Origin of the sequence: Actinocorallia herbida, assembly GCF_003751225.1 — a bacterium.
GTDB lineage: Bacteria > Actinomycetota > Actinomycetes > Streptosporangiales > Streptosporangiaceae > Actinocorallia > Actinocorallia herbida.
Genome location: NZ_RJKE01000001.1, coordinates 3,888,969 through 3,905,540, shown reverse-complemented (window position 1 = coordinate 3,905,540; position 16,572 = coordinate 3,888,969). Strand labels below are relative to the sequence as shown.

At 73.2% G+C, this 16,572-nt stretch carries 10 protein-coding genes; 6 read left to right on the top strand and 4 right to left on the bottom strand.

The genetic code is table 11. From position 1 onward, the window contains the following. Positions 1-2 precede the first annotated feature (2 nt). The 5 genes from EDD29_RS45495 to EDD29_RS18095 all read left to right on the top strand — a co-directional run bounded on the left by EDD29_RS45495 (position 3) and on the right by EDD29_RS18095 (position 9,673). A complete protein-coding gene (locus tag EDD29_RS45495) occupies positions 3-167 on the top strand; it encodes a hypothetical protein (protein WP_170201453.1) in 165 nt (54 codons plus the stop codon). Then, entirely contained in the window at positions 164-2,287 is a 2,124-nt protein-coding gene (locus EDD29_RS18110; protein WP_123665539.1) for a LamG domain-containing protein, read from the top strand. The genes EDD29_RS45495 and EDD29_RS18110 overlap by 4 nt, the downstream gene beginning before the upstream one ends. Before the next feature lie 93 nt (positions 2,288-2,380). Further along, positions 2,381-3,568 (top strand): ComEC/Rec2 family competence protein, encoded by a 1,188-nt coding sequence (locus tag EDD29_RS18105; protein ID WP_123665538.1) that lies wholly within the window; start codon positions 2,381-2,383, stop codon positions 3,566-3,568. Beyond that, positions 3,565-7,905, top strand: a complete 4,341-nt coding sequence (locus tag EDD29_RS18100; protein WP_123665537.1) for a DUF6603 domain-containing protein — start codon at positions 3,565-3,567, stop codon at positions 7,903-7,905. The genes EDD29_RS18105 and EDD29_RS18100 overlap by 4 nt, the downstream gene beginning before the upstream one ends. After that, the gene (locus EDD29_RS18095; protein ID WP_123665536.1) at positions 7,898-9,673 is read left to right on the top strand and encodes a hypothetical protein; all 1,776 of its coding nucleotides are present in this window, start codon (positions 7,898-7,900) and stop codon (positions 9,671-9,673) included. Before EDD29_RS18100 ends, EDD29_RS18095 begins: the two co-directional genes overlap by 8 nt. 9 nt (positions 9,674-9,682) lie before the next feature. On the opposite strand, the gene EDD29_RS18090 is transcribed toward EDD29_RS18095, so the two are convergent. Beyond that, a complete protein-coding gene (locus EDD29_RS18090) occupies positions 9,683-10,081 on the bottom strand; it encodes a hypothetical protein (RefSeq protein ID WP_123665535.1) in 399 nt (132 codons plus the stop codon). Between the two features lie 238 nt (positions 10,082-10,319). On the opposite strand from EDD29_RS18090, the gene EDD29_RS18085 reads away from it, so the two are divergent. Continuing rightward, complete coding sequence (locus EDD29_RS18085) at positions 10,320-11,132, top strand: alpha/beta fold hydrolase (RefSeq protein ID WP_123665534.1); 813 nt, start codon at positions 10,320-10,322, stop codon at positions 11,130-11,132. Positions 11,133-11,166: 34 nt separating this feature from the next. On the opposite strand, the gene EDD29_RS18080 is transcribed toward EDD29_RS18085, so the two are convergent. The 3 genes from EDD29_RS18080 to EDD29_RS18070 form a co-directional block, all read right to left on the bottom strand. Next, on the bottom strand, positions 11,167-11,862 hold the full coding sequence (locus EDD29_RS18080; RefSeq protein WP_123670548.1) for a DNA alkylation repair protein: 696 nt from the start codon (positions 11,860-11,862) through the stop codon (positions 11,167-11,169). Between the two features lie 88 nt (positions 11,863-11,950). Further along, complete coding sequence (locus EDD29_RS18075; protein WP_246052834.1) at positions 11,951-14,710, bottom strand: AAA family ATPase; 2,760 nt, start codon at positions 14,708-14,710, stop codon at positions 11,951-11,953. 188 nt (positions 14,711-14,898) lie between these two features. Further along, positions 14,899-16,554: a tannase/feruloyl esterase family alpha/beta hydrolase gene (locus EDD29_RS18070; RefSeq protein ID WP_123665532.1), complete on the bottom strand. Its 1,656-nt coding sequence runs from the start codon at positions 16,552-16,554 to the stop codon at positions 14,899-14,901. Between the last annotated feature and the right edge of the window lie 18 nt (positions 16,555-16,572).

Genomic DNA, 16,572 nt, shown 5'->3' with positions numbered 1-16,572 from the left:
CGATGCAGCAGCAGATCACCCTGACCCTGTCGATCCCGGAGACGAACCTCGTCCTCGACGCGCTCGGCCAGCTCCCGTACGCGCAGGTGTACGAGCTGGTCGACAAGGTGCGCCGACAGGCGCAGGGCCAGATCGGCCTCAGCCCCGTGGCCGAGGAGACCGCGTGAGCGCCCGGCTCGTCCTGCACTGGCCGCTGGACGCGGTCGCCGAGGGCCGGGTCGCCGACCTCGCCGAGGGCCAGTACGGCGGGGACGTCAAAGGCGATCCGCAGACCGACCACGATGTCAGGTTCGGGAGCTGCCTGCGGTTCGACGGCTCCGACGACCACCTGCTCCTCCAGAACGTCCCGGCCGACAGGCTTCGCGCCTACACCTTCCAGACCTGGATCAAGCCGCTCCCCGGCGCCAGGCCCGCGACGGTGGTGCTCTGCGCCAGGAACGCGGGCACCCTGCAGGTGCTCCTGGAGCCCAACGGCGCGATCACCCACCGGTTCATGGTCACCCGCCCGCTGAGCGGCCTCTTCGAGGCGAGGCTCGCGACGGCTCCCGAGACGGTGCCGGCCGGGCTCTGGACCCATGTCGCGGTCACCAACGACGGCAGGACCGCCCGGATCCACCTGAACGGGATCCAGGCCTCCGAGCTCGCCTTCGCCGGGACCCGGACCCCCGACCCCTCGGCCCTGACGGTCTGCGGCGTCGGACCGGGACGGTTCTTCGCGGGCTCGCTCGCCCATCTGCGGATCTACGACGACGCGCTGACCCCGGTGGAGGTCAAGCGGGACATGGCCGAGGACGAGGCGGCCCTGGCGGCCTTCGTGCGCAGCCACCCGCTCGACTTCGCCCTCGTCAACGACGACGACCACCCCGTCCTCTACATCGACGAGGCGGCCACCACCCAGGCGATGACCCTGCGGCTCACCAACACCTCCCGCTACCCGGTCGAGCCCGTCCCCCTGACCGTCCCGGTCCCGACCACGGCCGAGTACCACTGCGCGCTGCGGCTGCGCCCCGGCACGCTGGCGGCCGGGATCGCGCCCCGCGCGGCGAGCGCCGCCTGGGCGCTGGCCGCCGAGCCCGACGGGACCGCGCTCTACCTCCAGTGGAAGAGCCCCGCGACGCTGGCGCCCGGCGCGTCCACCACGGTCCGGATCGAGGGCCTGAACGCCGACGGCGCGGGCGGCACCCGCGGCACCCGGGTGGAACTGGAGTACCTCAGGTGGCGCCACCCCGGCGAGCAGGACGAGCTCACCGGGACCCGGCTCCAGTTCCTCGACCTGGTCAACCACCGGGGCCGCCGCGACCTCCCGCTCGATCTGCGGCTGGTCGGCGGAGACCGGGTGCTGGCCGACAGCCAGGCGGTCAGCGCGCTGCGCGTCCACCTCACCCACACGCTCCTCGACGGCCCCGGCCTGTCCCTGCGCAAGGACTCGGAGCTGTTGCTGTCCTTCGACGTCCAGCAGCCGGGCCAGGACCGGCCGTGGGCGCTCACCGCCTCCGGCGACGCGCCCCGGGCGTCCCTGACCACCGCGGACCCCCGCTGGCGGATCACCGCCGAGGCGCTCGGCCAGCGGATGCGGTGGACGCTCCGGCCCAGGGAGGACCTGGTCCTTGCGCCGGGCGAGCACCTGGAGCTCGCGCTCGGCGGGATCGTCGCGCTGCCCTCGCTCGGCCACGCGCCGATCCTGGTGGACTACCAGGACGTCCCCGGCTACGCCAACGGCACGCTGACCGTCCCGGTAGAGCGCACCCCGCTGCTGTTCAGCGGCGCGAACGTCGGCATCGGCACCCAGCGCCCCGAACCCTTCCGGCTCGCCGTCAACGGCGTGGAGAACCACCTCCAGCTGCGCCGGGACGCCGCGCTGGGCGGCGGAGGCAAGGTCCTCTTCCTCGAGCTGTTCCAGGACACCTCCGCGGGCCCGGCGGTGACGTTCCCGAGCATCCGGTTCCACCACGGCGAGAAGTTCTGGCACCGGATCGAGGGCAGGCCCGAGGGCATTCAGTTCAAGCAGGGCCACCTGGGCGGCGACGCCCTGATCGACATACACGCCGGCACCGCGGTCGTCGCGGGCCTGCGGATCGGCGGCACGACCATCGGCGAGGCCGAGCTCCGCGTCCTCAAGAAGCTCGCGGCGGGCCAGCTGGAGTTCGACCTCTTCAACGTCAAGCAGGGCGAGTACATCTACGCGGCGGACCTGAACCCCCTGGACGCGGACCGCCGCCACGTCTACACCTGGCGCCGCAGGGACCGGCTCGACCAGGGCCGCTGGCGGCTCCATTTCCCGGGATGAGGTGAGACGACCGTGAAGCGCAATCGTACGGAGCGAGTGTCCCGTTCGACGTCGTCGAGCGAGGAAGCCCCGAAAGGCAGGACCCGCGACGAGGTGAAGCGGGATCGCCCGCTCCAGCTGGCGGAGACCATCACCATGATCCAGGACGACGAGCCGGCGCCGTCGGAGGACGAGGACGACATCACGGACGTCCCGCCGATCTCGGCGAAGCCGGTGACGGACGCCAAGATCAAGATCGGCGGGACCCGCGGGGACGGCTTCTTCTACTTGACCTTCCTCGCCGTCGGGCAGGGCGACTGCGCGATCATGGCGACGCCCGAAGGCAAGATCCTCATGATCGACTGCGGGACCAACGGCACCGGCGGGCGGCGCGCGGAGACCCTGGCGAGGTGCCGGGAGGTCGTCCTCAAGCCGCGGTACATGCAGGACACCACCAGGGTCCACGCGCTCATCCTCACCCACCCCGACAAGGACCACTACTACTGGATCCCGCAGGTCTTCCCCGAGGGGGTGAGCTTCGGCAGCATCTACTACAGCGGCTCCTTCGCCAAGTACAAGACCGGCAAGACCGCGCGGTTCCTGCGCAGGAGGTGCCCCTCGGCCGACCGCAAGCACGTGTACCACTACCAGGACGACGACGATCTGCCGGTGCGGACGCTGGGCGGCGACGACGTGCCGGTCCGCACCCGGCCCGGCCAGGTCGACTGCCTGATCGGCGACGCGATCCGGATCGTCGACGAGCCGCACTGCAAGATCAGCATCCTGGCGGCCGAGGTCCCCCAGACCCACCGCAACGACAAGGGCGACAAGGTCAACACCTTCTCCGTGGTCACCCTGATCGAGGTCTTCGACGACCGGATCCTCATCGTCGGCGACGCCACCTTCAGCACCGAGGCCTACCTCATGGCCCGGCACCCGGCCAAGATCACCGATCTGAGCCTGCTCCAGGTCGGCCATCACGGCAGCGTCACCACCTCCTCGCTCCCGGCCTTCGTCGCCATGACCAATCCTGCCCAGGCGGTGATCTGCTCCGCCGAGCGGATCGAGACCAACCACCTGCCGCGCAGGGAGGTGGTGGACCGTTACCTGGACCTGATGGAGGGCCGCGACGACACCGTACTCGAACCCGAACTGCACAAGATCTACTGCTGGCAGCCCGGCTCCAGGGGTGGCGCCACCCGGCGGTTCCACCGGCGAAAGCTCTGGACCGATGTCCCACTCTGGTCCACCGGGACGGGGAGGTTCGACTACGTTCCCGACAAACCGGAGAGTGTCGATTGAACCCCGACGAACTTCGCGCCGCCGTCGTCCTCACCGGGACCCGGCTGGACCTCGCCATCGCCTCGCTGAACGATCCCGGGCTGCACCGCGACCTCGGGCCGCACCTCGTGCTGACCGGCGCGACCCGCGTCGAGACCGCCGAAGGCGTGACCGTCGAGGGCACCGCCGAAGGCGGCCCGTTCGCCGGGCTCTCCGTGACCGCGGTCTTCGCCGAGCAGGGCGCCCTGGTCACCGGCCGGACCCCGGACGGCACCGACTGGATGCTCCGCGAGGGCTTCCCCGCCTTGGCGGACGGCCTTCTCGGCACGCTCCGGTTCAGGACGCCGGTGCTGGCGCGGACCCCCGCGGGCGGATTCGACTTCTCCGGCGATCTCGTCATCACCGTAGAACTCGCGCCGCTCGACCTGCTGGTGCCCGGTGTGCCGCACACCGTCCAAGGGCGGATCGTGATCCTGCACGAGATTCCGGACACCGACCTCGTCATCACCCCGGTACCGCAGGTCACCCTGTACGGGCCGGAGGGCGCGACGCTGGAACTCGGGCCGATCTCCCTCGGCGGAGTCCGCTATGAGTTCTTCGGCGACCCGGTGCTCGACCGCGACCTCGCCGACCTGGCGGTCGACGGCAGGCTCGTCGTCACCGGCGCCGTCACGTTCACCTCGTTCGGCGCGCCGCGCGAGGTCCTCATCAGCGCCGAGATCCGCGGCTGGGGCGACCCGGTCCTGCTGACGACCGACCTCAGGAGCGCGGGACGGTCCGCGTTCGCCGACGTCGTCTCCTTCCTGCACCCTTCCGGCCTGGACGTCCCCGGCGACTTCGAGATCACCGCCCCGGTCGTCCCCACCGAGCTGACCCTCCTGCTGGACCCGGCCGGGCCGGACCTGCTCACCCTGGCGACCCTCACCCTGGAGACCGACGAGACCTGGGACGCGGGCGCGCTCTCGCTCCAGGCCGTGGACGTGACGTTCCAGGTCGCGACGCCGCTGTCCGACCCGCAGGTCAGCGTGCTGATCGACGGTCTGGTCGGCATCGGCGCGCACGGCGTGCTGGAGCTCTCCGCGGAGTTCGGCGACGGCGTCTCCTTCGGCGGCGGGCTGCGCGAGGGCGACCCGCCGCTGGAGATCGGCGAGGTGTACCGGGACTTCACCGGCCTGGACGACGCCGGGCACCTGCCCTACCTCGCCGTGGAGGAGTTCCGGTTCGGGCTGGCGCTGCCGCCGGACGAGGCCCCGCTCAGCGCCTCCGGGCAGCTGGAGCTGGAGGGGACCTGGACCGTCCTTCCGGGGGTGGAGCTGCACGCGGTCGAGTTCGCCCTCGAGGTCGAGGGCGAGCGCGCCGACTTCACCGCGGTCGCCGACCTGTGGCTGTTCGCGCTGGGCCTGCGGCTCAGCGCGTCCTATGACGGCACCGCGGGCTGGGTCTTCGAGGGCGTCAGCCATCCCGGGCAGGAGGTGCCGGTCGGCGAGCTCATCGCCTCACTCGCCGACCGGTTCGGCGCGATGCCGCCGCCCGCGCCGATCCAGGCGCTGACCGTGCACGACCTGGAGACCTCGTTCGCCACCGGAGACGGCCGCTTCACCTTCGCCGCGGGAATGCTCCTGCCCGTCGACACGACCGAGGTCGACCTCACCGTCGACATCGACACCGGCGGAGCCGACGGGCCCGTCTACGGCGGCCGGATCACGGTCGGCGAGCCCGCGCTGGTCTTCGACGTGCACTTCGCGCAAGGACCCGACACGACCCGGTACGCCGCGTCCTACGCGCGCACCGGGACTCCGCCCCCCGTCAGGGAGATCGTCGGGGCGCTGGTGCCGTCGGCCGCCGAGTACGTGCCGGACGGGCTCGTCATCGACGTGCGGGACGCGGTCCTGGCCTCCGACGGTGCCGGGCACGTCCTCGTCGTCGACCTCAAGGCCGTGCTCGACCTTTCCGGGCTTCCGGTCGTCGGGCCCGCGCTCACCGGGGACGGGATCGTCGGCTTCGACCCGCTGCGCGTCATCGCGGCCGGGGCCGCGCTCGCCGGGACCGACCTCGCCGCGCTCAACCCGCTGCTCCCCGAGAGCGTCGCGCCCCTCCCCGAGCACGATCTCCCGGAAGGGTTCACCTTCGCCGGCCTGCTGCGGCTCGGGCCGCTCGACCAGCCGATGGCCCTGCCCGTCGCCGCGCCGCCCGCGTCGGACGGGACCCCGGCGCGCCCGTCCGACGACGTCGCCTGGCACCCCGTCCAGCGCAGCTTCGGACCCGTGCACGTGGACCGCGTCGGCCTGTCCTACCTGCACGCGCCCGGGGATCCCGCGCGGCTGGCGGTGCTGGTCGACGGCGCGATCTCGGTCGGCGGCCTCACCCTGTCCTGCTCGGGGCTGTCCGCCGCGATCTCGCTGGCGGACCCGACCGTGTTCCCCGACTTCGACCTCGCCGGGCTCGGCCTGTCCTACGCACAGGGCCCGATCTCGATCAGCGGCGCGTTCCGCGAAGGGACCGTCTCCTACCGGGGCCACGACCTGCGCGCCTACAGCGGCTCGGCGGCGCTGTCGACCGGGACGTTCTCGATCGGCGCGCTCGGCTCCTACGTGCAGCTCGACGAGGGTCCGTCGCTGTTCGTGCACGCGTTCCTCGACCACCCGATAGGCGGCCCCGCCTTCTTCTTCGTGCGCGGCCTCGCCGCGGGCTTCGGCTACAACCGGCGGTTCGTCGCCCCGCCCGTCGACCGGATCGCCGACTTCCCGCTGGTCGCCGAGGCGATCGGCACCCGGGCCCCGGAGAACCCCGCCGCCGAACTCCAGCGGATGGAAGACGACCTCCCGCCCTCCCCCGGCGACTTCTTCCTCGCCTTCGGCGTCCACTTCACCTCGTTCGAGATGATCGACTCGTTCCTGCTGGTGACCGCCGGGTTCGGGCACCGGTTCGAGCTCGACGTGCTGGGCGTGTCCACCCTGATCCTGCCCGCGCCGGAGGCGGGCCGCCAGGTCACGCCGGTCGCGGAGATCCGGCTCGCGCTGCGGGCCGTCTTCGCCCCCGAGGACGGGTTCTTCGTCCTCCAGGCGCAGCTCACGCCCGACTCCTACCTGTTCTCGCGCGCGTGCCGCCTCACCGGTGGGTTCGCCTTCGCGACCTGGTTCGGCGACGCGCACCACGGCGACTTCGTGCTGACCGTCGGCGGCTACCACCCGCACTTCGACCCGCCCGGCCACTACCCGGCCGTGCCCCGGCTCGGCTTCTCCTGGCAGGTGAACGACCAGCTGTCGCTCCAGGGCTCGGCCTACTACGCGATGACCCCCGCAGCGCTCATGGCGGGCGCCGCGCTGAGCGCGACCTGGGAGGACGGGTCGCTGCGCGCCTGGTTCGACGCCTCGATCGACTTCCTCATCGCCTGGCAGCCCTACCACTACGAGGCGTCCTTCCATCTGAGCGTCGGCGCCTCCTACACGTACTGGCTCTTCGGCACCCAGACCCTCACCATGCACGTGGGCACCGACGTCAGCCTGTGGGGGCCGGAGTTCGGCGGGACCGCCACCATCGACCTGGGCGTCATCTCCTTCACCATCGCCTTCGGCGAGTCCTCCGGCGCCTCGCCCGACCCGGTGCCCTGGGACAGGTTCCGCGCCGCGCAGCTCCCCGAGGCCGGCAAGATCGTGACGATCGCGGTGCGCGGCGGCGTGGTGCGCCCCGGCTCCGGCGACGACCTCGGTGTGCTCGACCCGGCCGGGTTCCGCATCGGCACCGACGCGGTCGTCCCCAGCACCCGGGGCCTGGCCGGGCCCGCCGAGCCGCGCTCCTTCCCGCCGCCCGGCTCGGACGTCCTCTCCGACGCGTCGGGCTCGCCCGTCTCCGAGACGGTGGAACTGCCGGGGACCGGCACCCGGTTCGGCGTCGCGCCCGTCGGGCTCGCCCCGGACGACTTCGCCTCCGTCCACCACGTCTCCCTCACCCGGGCGGGCGCCGACGCCACGTCCCTGTTCCGGTTCGAGCCGGCCGGCAAGAACCTCCCCGCGGCCCTGTGGGGCACCCGGCTCACCCCGTCGCTCACCGATCCGGCGCTGATCGAGAACGCGCTCACCGGTTACACGATCACCCCCGTACCCCCGCACTCCGGACGGTCGGTCACCGTCCTGCTCGCGGACCTGACCGCCCCGGCCGCGCTGTTCACCGAGCGGAATGTCCCCGCCTGGCATCCCCTGCCCGTCTTCCGGTCCGTCCCGGGCGCGGTCGCCGATCCGCGGTCGGGCGCCGCGACCCGCGCGACGATCGCGGGGAAGCTGCTGCCGGACGCCGACCTCGACCTCGCCGGGTTCAATTCGGCCGACCTGCTCGCCGCCCCGGAGGTGGCCCGTGCCTGACGAACTGACCTTCGCCGACCACCTGCGGCCCGGCCTCCCGTCCGGTGACTACCGGATCGAGGTGCGGCAGGCCGTCTCCACCGAGGCCTCCCCGTTCACCGCGGCCCGGGACTTCACCGTCGCGGGCGAGCGGTTCGCCCTGCCGCCCGCCCTCGTGCGCGCCGTCTTCCCGCCCGACGGCAGCCTCGGCGACCACGCCAACACGCTGCCCCACCTCGTCGTCGACCGGGCCACCCTGCCCTGGGAGCGCGAGCCCGGCGGCCCGGGCACGCGTCCTTGGCTCGTGCTGCTGGTGTTCGACGGCGCGGAGCGGCCAGAGCCGAAATCCGTCACGCTCGGCGCGCTCTCCGGGGGCGGGGCGCACATCCCCGTGCCCGCGCACGAACGGCACGAGACGCCCGCGGACCCCGTCACCGTGATCGACGTGCCACGCGAGCTGCTGGCCCGGATCATGCCGTCGACGGAGGACCTTGCCTTCCTCGCGCACGTGCGGCGGACGTCGGACGGCGCGGACACCGCGGTCGTCCTGGGGCACCGGCTGCCGGGAGCGGGCACCGCGAGCACGGCGCACCTGGTGTCGGTCGAGGGCAGGTACGGGCCCGGCGGGTTCGACCTCGGACCCGACCGGCCGGGCGCGCTGGTCCGGCTCGTCACGTTGGCGAGCTGGCGGTTCTCCTGCCTCGACCCCGCGCACACCTTCCCGCGCCTGGCCCGCGCCCTGGCCGACCGGGGCGGGCCGTTCCGGCTGCCCGACAGCGGGGATCCGAAGGCCGACGGGTTCCTGCGGCAGGGCCATGTGCCGGTCCGGCACCGGCTCAGGCAGGGCGGCCGGACGGTCTCCTGGTACCGGGGGCCGTTCGTCACCGGGTTCCAGCCCGTCGGCGGGCCCCGCCCGGTGCGGGCCGCGGACCAGCTCCTGCGGTACCACCCCGAGGCCGGGATGTTCGACGGGAGCCACGCGGCGGCCTGGCAGCTCGGCAGGCTCGTCGCGCTCCAGCACACCGCCACCGCGACCGCCCTGTACGGCTGGAAGCGCCGCCGGGCGCAGCGACTGCGGCGGGCCGTGCTGGAGGGGCACCCGCTCGCCGTCGCGGAGATCGACGTCGTCCCGCCGCCGGGCGTGCTCGCGCTGCTGGCGGACCTCGCCGCGCTGCGCGGCGTGCCGCTGCGCTACCTGGTGCCCGACGAGCGGCTCCTCCCGCCCGAGTCGCTGCGGTTCTTCCGGCTCGACCGGCAGTGGATCGGACATCTCGTCGACGGTGCCGCGAGCATCGGCAGGCTCACCTCGGCCGACGCCGAGGCCGACGCCGCGCATCCGATGCCCGTGAACATCCCGGACACCAGCGGAGTCCTGCTGCGGTCCGACCTGGTCGCGGGCTATCCCGACCTGGTCGTCACCGCCTACGACGCCGCCGGGAACCCGCTGCCGCCCACCCGGACGGACCGGCTCTCCCCCAGCACCCTGCTGTGCCTGTTCGGCGGGCTGCTCGCCCGGCTCGACCTGGCCCAGCGCCCGGAGGCGCTGCACTTCGCGGTCGAGATGCCCACCGACGACTCCGTCACCAAGACCCCGCGAGCGCCCGGGGCGGCCCCCCTACCCGCGCTGCCGCTCGGCGCGGCCCGGACCGTCCCGGTCGCGACGCTCGCCGCCCGGCTCGCCGAGGCCCTCTCCCACCGCGACTTCGGCCCCGCCGCCTTCGCCGCCCAGATGATCGAGACCGCCGAGCGCGTCACCTTCTTCACCGAAGGACATCCCGGCGGAGCCTAGTGAGGGCGGTCAGGCGTCGGGGATGGCGGCGGCGACGGCGTCCCAGTCGTCGCGGCGGCAGAACACACGGCGAGGCGGGAGTTTGCGTCTTTTGCCACGGTAGACGGTGATGATGCGGCCACCCTCCATGACAAGGAGTTCTTCTTCGCCGATGCGGACGAGCCGCTCGTTGCCGGCGGGTCCGATGAGCGTGATCGCCCGGGTGCGCGGCTCGTAGGAGAAGCACTCGCCCGCCAGGTAGCGGTAGCCCAGGAAGACGAAGATCGGCCCCATCACCAGGATCTGGCCGAACCCCATCCCGACCAGCAGCGCCCAGACCCCGGCCGCCGTGCCGACCACCCCGAACCCCAGAAGCGACCAGCCACAGGCCGGGTGGTAGCGGACATGAAGGTCGGATCCGGCGGGCACGGCCTCTCCCTGGTAGACGAAAGAAAAGGCCTACAGCGCGAACCGTGGTCTCCGCCAGGGCCCCGCACCCCCAAGATCGCGCGGTCCCCGTACCGTCGGCGCTCGCGCCGACGTACGCCGTCGCGTGCCTCTGCGCAAGGCCGCCGAGTCTCCTGGGGCACTGGTCCCGGAAACGATCTAAGGCCCGCCCGCCGGAGGTAGGTTCGATCTGTCCTTGTGGTCGAAATGGGGGTTTCGCATGCTGGTGCGGGTGGAGTGGGACGGCGTGGTCCTGACGCTCAGCCATCGAGGCGGGGTGGGCACGCCGCTGGTGATCGTGCCGGGGGTCATGGCCGACGCCGCGTCGTGGCGGCCCGTGGTCGACGCGCTGGCCACGGATCGGCCCGTGTACGTGCTGAACCGGCGCGGTCGCCGGCCCAGTGGGCCGCTGGGCGACGGGTATTCGATCGGCACCGAGGTCGACGACCTGTGCCGGGTGCTCGACGACCTCGGCACGGCCGACGGCGTCGACCTGTTCGGCTGGAGCTACGGCGGCCTGATCGCGCTGGAGGCGGCGACGCGGCACCCGGGCATCCGCTCCCTGACACTCTACGAACCCGTGGTGCGGCCCTTCGGCGCACCGGCGCTGGACGCCCTGCGGCAGGCCGACGAGGCGGGCGACCTGGACCTGGCGGTCGAGATCGTGAACCGGGACGTGTCCGGCTTCTCCGCTGAATACGTAGCGGAGCTGCGCCGGACCCCGGTGTGGCAGGTGTTGCGGCCGCTCGCCGCACCGCTGGCCAGGGAACTCGGCGCGCTCAACGACCACGAGGCCGATCTGCCCGGCTACGGCCTGCTCGCCCAGCCTGTCACGCTACTGCTCGGCGGGGACAACGAGGGCGCGCTCCCGTACGGGGAGCCGTTCGCCCGGATCGCCGAGGCGATGCCCCGCGCCCGGGTGCGGGTGATGCCGGGCCAGGGGCACCTCGCCCACGCCCAGGACCCCGGCGCCCTTGCCGCGTTCATCGACGAGGCACTGGACTGGGCGGACCGCGCGCGGGTCGGCTCCTGACCCCGCGCCGCGCGGCCTCGCTCCGGTGGGGCCGCTAGCCCGCGGTCTGGCGGCGGACGATCTCGTTGATCCAGATGGGGGCGAAGGGGGAGGTGCAGTTGGGCGGGGTCGGGTAGTCCTTGAGGACTTCCAGGCGTTCGCCGATGTCGAGGGCCCGGGCGCGGTGCTCGGGGTGGCTGATCCCGATCTGGGCCAGGCAGTGGTTCATCGCCCACTGGAGGCGGTCGGGGGCGTCCTTCATCCCGGCCTCGATGACGTCGAGCAGGCCGGGGAGGTCGAGGCCCGCGGGCTTCTTCGCCACCCGCTCGACGGTGAGGGCCCACCCCGCGCTGGCGACGACCGGATCCGGGTCCGCCATCCAGGCGAGGCGCAGCTCTTCGGCGGCCGGGTTCTTCTTCACCACGTAGTTGACGAGCCAGTCGTGCGCCTTGGGGGCGCGGGACTCGCGCAGCATGGTGTCCAGTTCGTCCCGGGTGAAGTCCTTGGGGCGGCAGATCAGGATCGCCAGGAGCCTCGCCGCGGTGTCGTCGGTCGCCCAGAGCGCCCGCGCGAGGTCCTGCTGCGTCTTGAGCCGCTTCGCGACCGCGCGCAGCTTCGTCAGGTTCACCCCGTGATCGTCGCCGCGCTTCTCGTTCACCGCGCGCGCCTTCGGATCCTCGAGCCCGGCCAGCTCGGCCATGACCTCCGCGGTCGTCGTCCCGGCCGCCTCTGCCGTCTGTGCATCGCTCATGCCGTCCACCCTACGGATGCCGGCGCCCGGACCTGACGGCCTCCCGGGTGTGCCGGCGCAGGCCCGCGCCCGTCCAGCCGCCTCCGGGCTAGTCGGGGTGCGTCGACTGGTCGAGGTCGGCGAGGGCGGTCTTCAGTTCGGCGCGACCCTTGATGCCGAGTTTGGTGAAGACCTTGCGGAGGTGGTACTCGGCGGTGCGGTCGCTGAGGAACAGGCGGGCGCCGATGTCGCGGTTGGTGAGCCCTTCGCGGGCGAGGCGCGCGACGTTGAGCTCCTGGTCGGTGAGCCGCGCGACCGACGCGTGCGCGGTGACCCGCAGGGTCTCGCCGATCGCGCGCAGCTCGCGGGCGGCGCGCTCGGCGAAGCCGTTCAGGCCGACGGTCGACAGCACCTCGTGCGCGGCGCGGAGCTGGTCGCGCGCCTCTGCGGACAGGCCGCGGCGGCTCAGCTCCTCCCCGTACAGCAGCCGGCAGCGGCCGACCATGATCGGGATCCGCTCCTCCTCGAAGCGCCTGATCGCGTCGAGGTACAGGGTCTGGGCCTCGTCGCCATCCCGCACCTGGGCCTGCGCCATCGTGAGCACGGCGATCGCCCAGTTCGTCCCGACCGGCCGGGTGACGCTCGCGAGCTGCTCGAACGCCTGCTCGGCGAGCTCGCGCTCACCGGTGTGCGACGCCGCCTCGACGAGTTCGAGCAGCGTGCGCATCGCGTGGCTCAGCTCATGGGTGTACGGCAGCTCGCGACGGCCGGAGGCGACCGCCTCGGCGAAGCGGCCCAGCCCGTTGTAGAGGATGGCCTCGCCGAAGTTGACCGCGCTCAGCCCGTAGCCCTCGCCCCGCGCGGCGGCGTCGGCGCGGATCCGCACGGCCAGGGGCTCCGCCTCGGCGGGCTGGCCCCGGTAGGCCGCGAGGAAGAGCCGCCCGTACTGCGGGAGCGGGTTGCCGGTGACGTCCTTGATGGCGTCGATCTCGTCGCAGGAGGCTTCGGCGGCGTCGAGTTCGCCGTCGACGGTCTGCGCCACCATCAGCAGGCTCAGCGCGATCGGCAGCACCGTCACCAGGCCCGCGGCGCGGGCCAGCTCGACCTGCCGGTCGGCGAGCGCGCGGAGGGTGCGGGCCTCCCAGAGATCCTGCGCGGACCGGGAGGCGAACCACATCCAGTGCAGCTCGAGTGAGTCCGGGGCCTGCTCCAGGAACGCGCGCTGAGCCCGGCGCAGGGTCTCGATCGCGGCCTCCTGCCCCTTGGCGGCGAGCAGCGCCTGGCCGCGCAGGATGAGGTCCCTGGCCCGGTCGGAGTCCTCGTCGGCGGTCGCCTCGATGATCGCGTTCGAGACCGCCGCCACCTGCTCGGCGTCGCCCAGCCGACCGCCGTAGATCGCGGCCGACAGCGCCTCGATGTAGGTGTCGCGGGCGAGCACCGGGTCGAGCCCTTCCAGGCCCTGCGCCGCGGCGAGAAGGAGCCGCGGTCCGCTGCTGTCGCGCCGCAGCGCGTATCCGGCGCGGGCGCGCAGCCGGGCGACGAGCGCCTCCTGCAACGGGGTGAGGGGCAGGCCGCTCGCCGTGTCGACCAGCCGCAGCGCGGCCGCGGGCGCGCCCGCCTCGTGCTTGGCCTCGGCGGCCGCGATCAGCCGCCGCCCGCGGTCGGCCGGTGCGGGGGTCAGCTCCGCGGCCCGCTCCAGGAACGCGCCGGCCGCGGCCGCGCCGCCCCGGGTGCGCGCCCGGACCGCGGACCGCTCCAGATCGGCGGCGACCGTCTCGTCCGGGAGCAGGGTCGCGCTGGCGCGGTGCCAGGCCCGGCGATCGGGGTCCTGGTCGACGCTCGTGACCTCGGCCAGCGCGCCGTGGACGCGGCGCCGGTCGGCCGCCGACGCCGCCCGGTAGACGGCCGACCGCACGAGCGGGTGCCGGAAGCTGACGCGGGTGCCGACGACGAGCGCGTCGGCCTGTTTGGCGGCGTCGAAGTCCCCCGCGCCCAGCCCTAGGACCACGCTCGCCCGCCAGAGCAGCCCGGGGTCCCCGGTCGGGTCCGCGGCGGCGAGCTGCAGCAGGCGGCGCGCCGACTCTGGCAGCGCCTCGAGCTGCGCGACGAGGCTCCGCTCGATGCGGTTCTCCAGCGGCATCGAGCCGGTCAGCGCGAACCCGCCGGCGATCGCGGCAGGGCTCAGCGCCCGGGGCAGCTCCCGCAGCGCGAGCGGGTTGCCGCGCGCCTCCGCGATCAGCTGGTCCCGGATCTGCCGGTCGAGGCCGCCGGGGACCGCGAGGCGCAGCAGCTCGCGCGCGTCGTTGTGGTCCAGCCCTTCCACGACGAGCTGCGGAAGCCCGGCGAACGCCTCGCCGACCGTGCGCATGGCGAGCACGAGGGCGACCCCCTCGGCGTCGAGACGCCGGGCGGCGAACGCGACGGCGCGCGCCGACGCCACGTCGAGCCACTGCCCGTCGTCCACGACGCAGAGCAGCCCCCGGTCGCCCGCGGCCTCGGTGAGCAGCCCGAGCAGGGCGAGTCCGACGAGGAACGGGCTGGGCGCGGCGGCCTCGCGCAGGCCGAACGCCGCCTCGATCGCCTCGCGCTGCGGCGCGGGCAGGGTCTCCGCCCCGTCCATCATGGGCCCGCACATCTGCTGGAGCCCGGCGTAGGCCAGCTCCATCTCGGACTCCGAGGCGACGATGCGCTCCACCCGGACCCGGCCGGCGGCGCGGGCCTCGAGCTGATCCAGCAGGGCGGTCTTGCCGATGCCCGCCTCACCGGAGACGGCGAGCGCGCCGCTGTGCCCGGCGCGCGCCCGGTCCAGCATCGCGGCGAGCTGCGCCGATTCGCGCTGCCGCCCGCGGAGCGGCGCCGTCTCTGTCATGGGTGTCACCTTCGCTGGAGGCCCCGCCGACGCATGGGGCTTTGGCGGGTCGACCCTATCCGAACGTTCGGCGATCATGGCGTGCCGGCCGCGCGCAAGGGGACGCCGAGGACGGGAACCGGCCTCCGGTTCCCGTCCTCGGCGTCACGCGTCAGTCCGGGCAGGTCATGGACCCGCCCGATGCGCTGTCAGTGGCGCCCTCCCCCGGCACACGTGAAGTTCGCGGCCTCACCGACGTCGCCGCGGCCCCGGTACTTCGGCCACCGCGGGTATTCGCACAGGGGGCGGGTGCGGTGCCCTGCGCCGGAGGTGGCGTCGGTGGCGACCGGGCCGGTCGGCGGCTTGCCCCGGCTCGCCCACGCGTCGAGGGCGGAGAGGGAGTCCCAGGCGAGGTCGAAGCGTCCGGGGCCGTGGGCGTAGCCGGGCTGCACGTAATAGCGCACGAATCGGCGGATCGAGGGGCCGTAGCGGTCGGCCAGCGCCTCGTAGTAGGCGTCGGTCAGGGTCTGCGGGACCAGCATGTCGGTGGTGCCCTGCACGATGATCAGCTTGCCGCCGTCGCGCGCGAAACCATCGAGGTCGGGGTCCGTCGTGTCCAGGAGCCGGGACAGTTCCTTGATGCGCTTCTCGTATTTCCGGTAGTCGAAATCCGCCGAGGAGCCGTCGGCGTCCTGCTGGATGAAGTAGCGGATCTCCGGGTCGAAGAGCGCGCGGTAGACCGAGGCTTCGCCGTTGCCCTCGCCGTCGAGCAGCAGGGGCGCGAGATCACCGCCGCGCAGGACCGGAAAGGCGCCGATCCCGGTCACGCCGTTCGCCATCGGGAACGCGAACCCGTACCGGGACGCGGCCGTCCGGAGCGTCTCGATCTGGGTCGGGGAAAGGCAGTCGTCCGAACCGGTGGTTCCGTCCTGGCAGCGCAGCGACTCGACGGAGAAGGCGGTGTCGCAGCCCCGGACGTTGGAGATCAGCCCGTCGACGGCGCCGTCGAGCCCGTCGCACGTGCCGTAGACGGCGTCGGAGACCAGCCGCTGCTCCGCGGGATCGAGATAGCCGCCGGGACGGCCATAGGCCTGTTCCCACATGCGGTAGTAGGCGAGCACCATCGCCTGATTGGCCACGGCCGGGTAATAGGCGATGATCCCGTCGTAGTCGTCGCCGTAGCGCTGCGCGGCGACGAGGCCCTCGTGCCCTCCCTTGGAGGCGCCCACGTAGTACTGCTTGTCGGGCTGTTTCCCGTAGTACCGATGCACGATCTCGATGGCGGCGTCGCGGGTGCGCTTGACGCTCTCCCCCGACCAATTGGCGAGTGCTTCCCCGTTCAACGCGAAAGACCCGGTGGGGCCGCTGACGGCGGTTCCCCCGTCGCTGCCGAAAGTGGCGTAGCCCCGGTTGATCGGCGGCTGTCCCTGTGCCGGATCGGTGCTGCCGAGGCCGGGGGCGACATCGAGCCCGGTGACGACCGTCCCGTTGAAGCCCGCGCCGCCGAACTGCGCCGACTTGCGGTTCCACGAGGTCGGCAGATTGAGCTGGAGAACGATGTCGGGCGCCGTCGGGTCGAATCCGCGCACCTTGCCCTGGACCAGGCAGAACTCGGGCCTGCCGCGCGCCGGGTCGGCCGCGGTGAGCGTCGCGGAGCCGATCTCCCCGCCTCGGGTGGGCAGGCCGATGTCCGCGGCGGCCACCCGGACGCCCTCGAGCGCCGCGCATCGGGCCGCGGCTCGGGGGACGATCACCCGCGCCCGGTCCGCGCCCGGGTCGGCGGCCGCCGGAGCGAGCCCGTGCAGCAGGCCGAGGCCCGCCGCGGCCAGCGCGGTGACCGCGGTCGCCATGAGGTATCTCTTCATATGTCCTTCCAGAAGCAC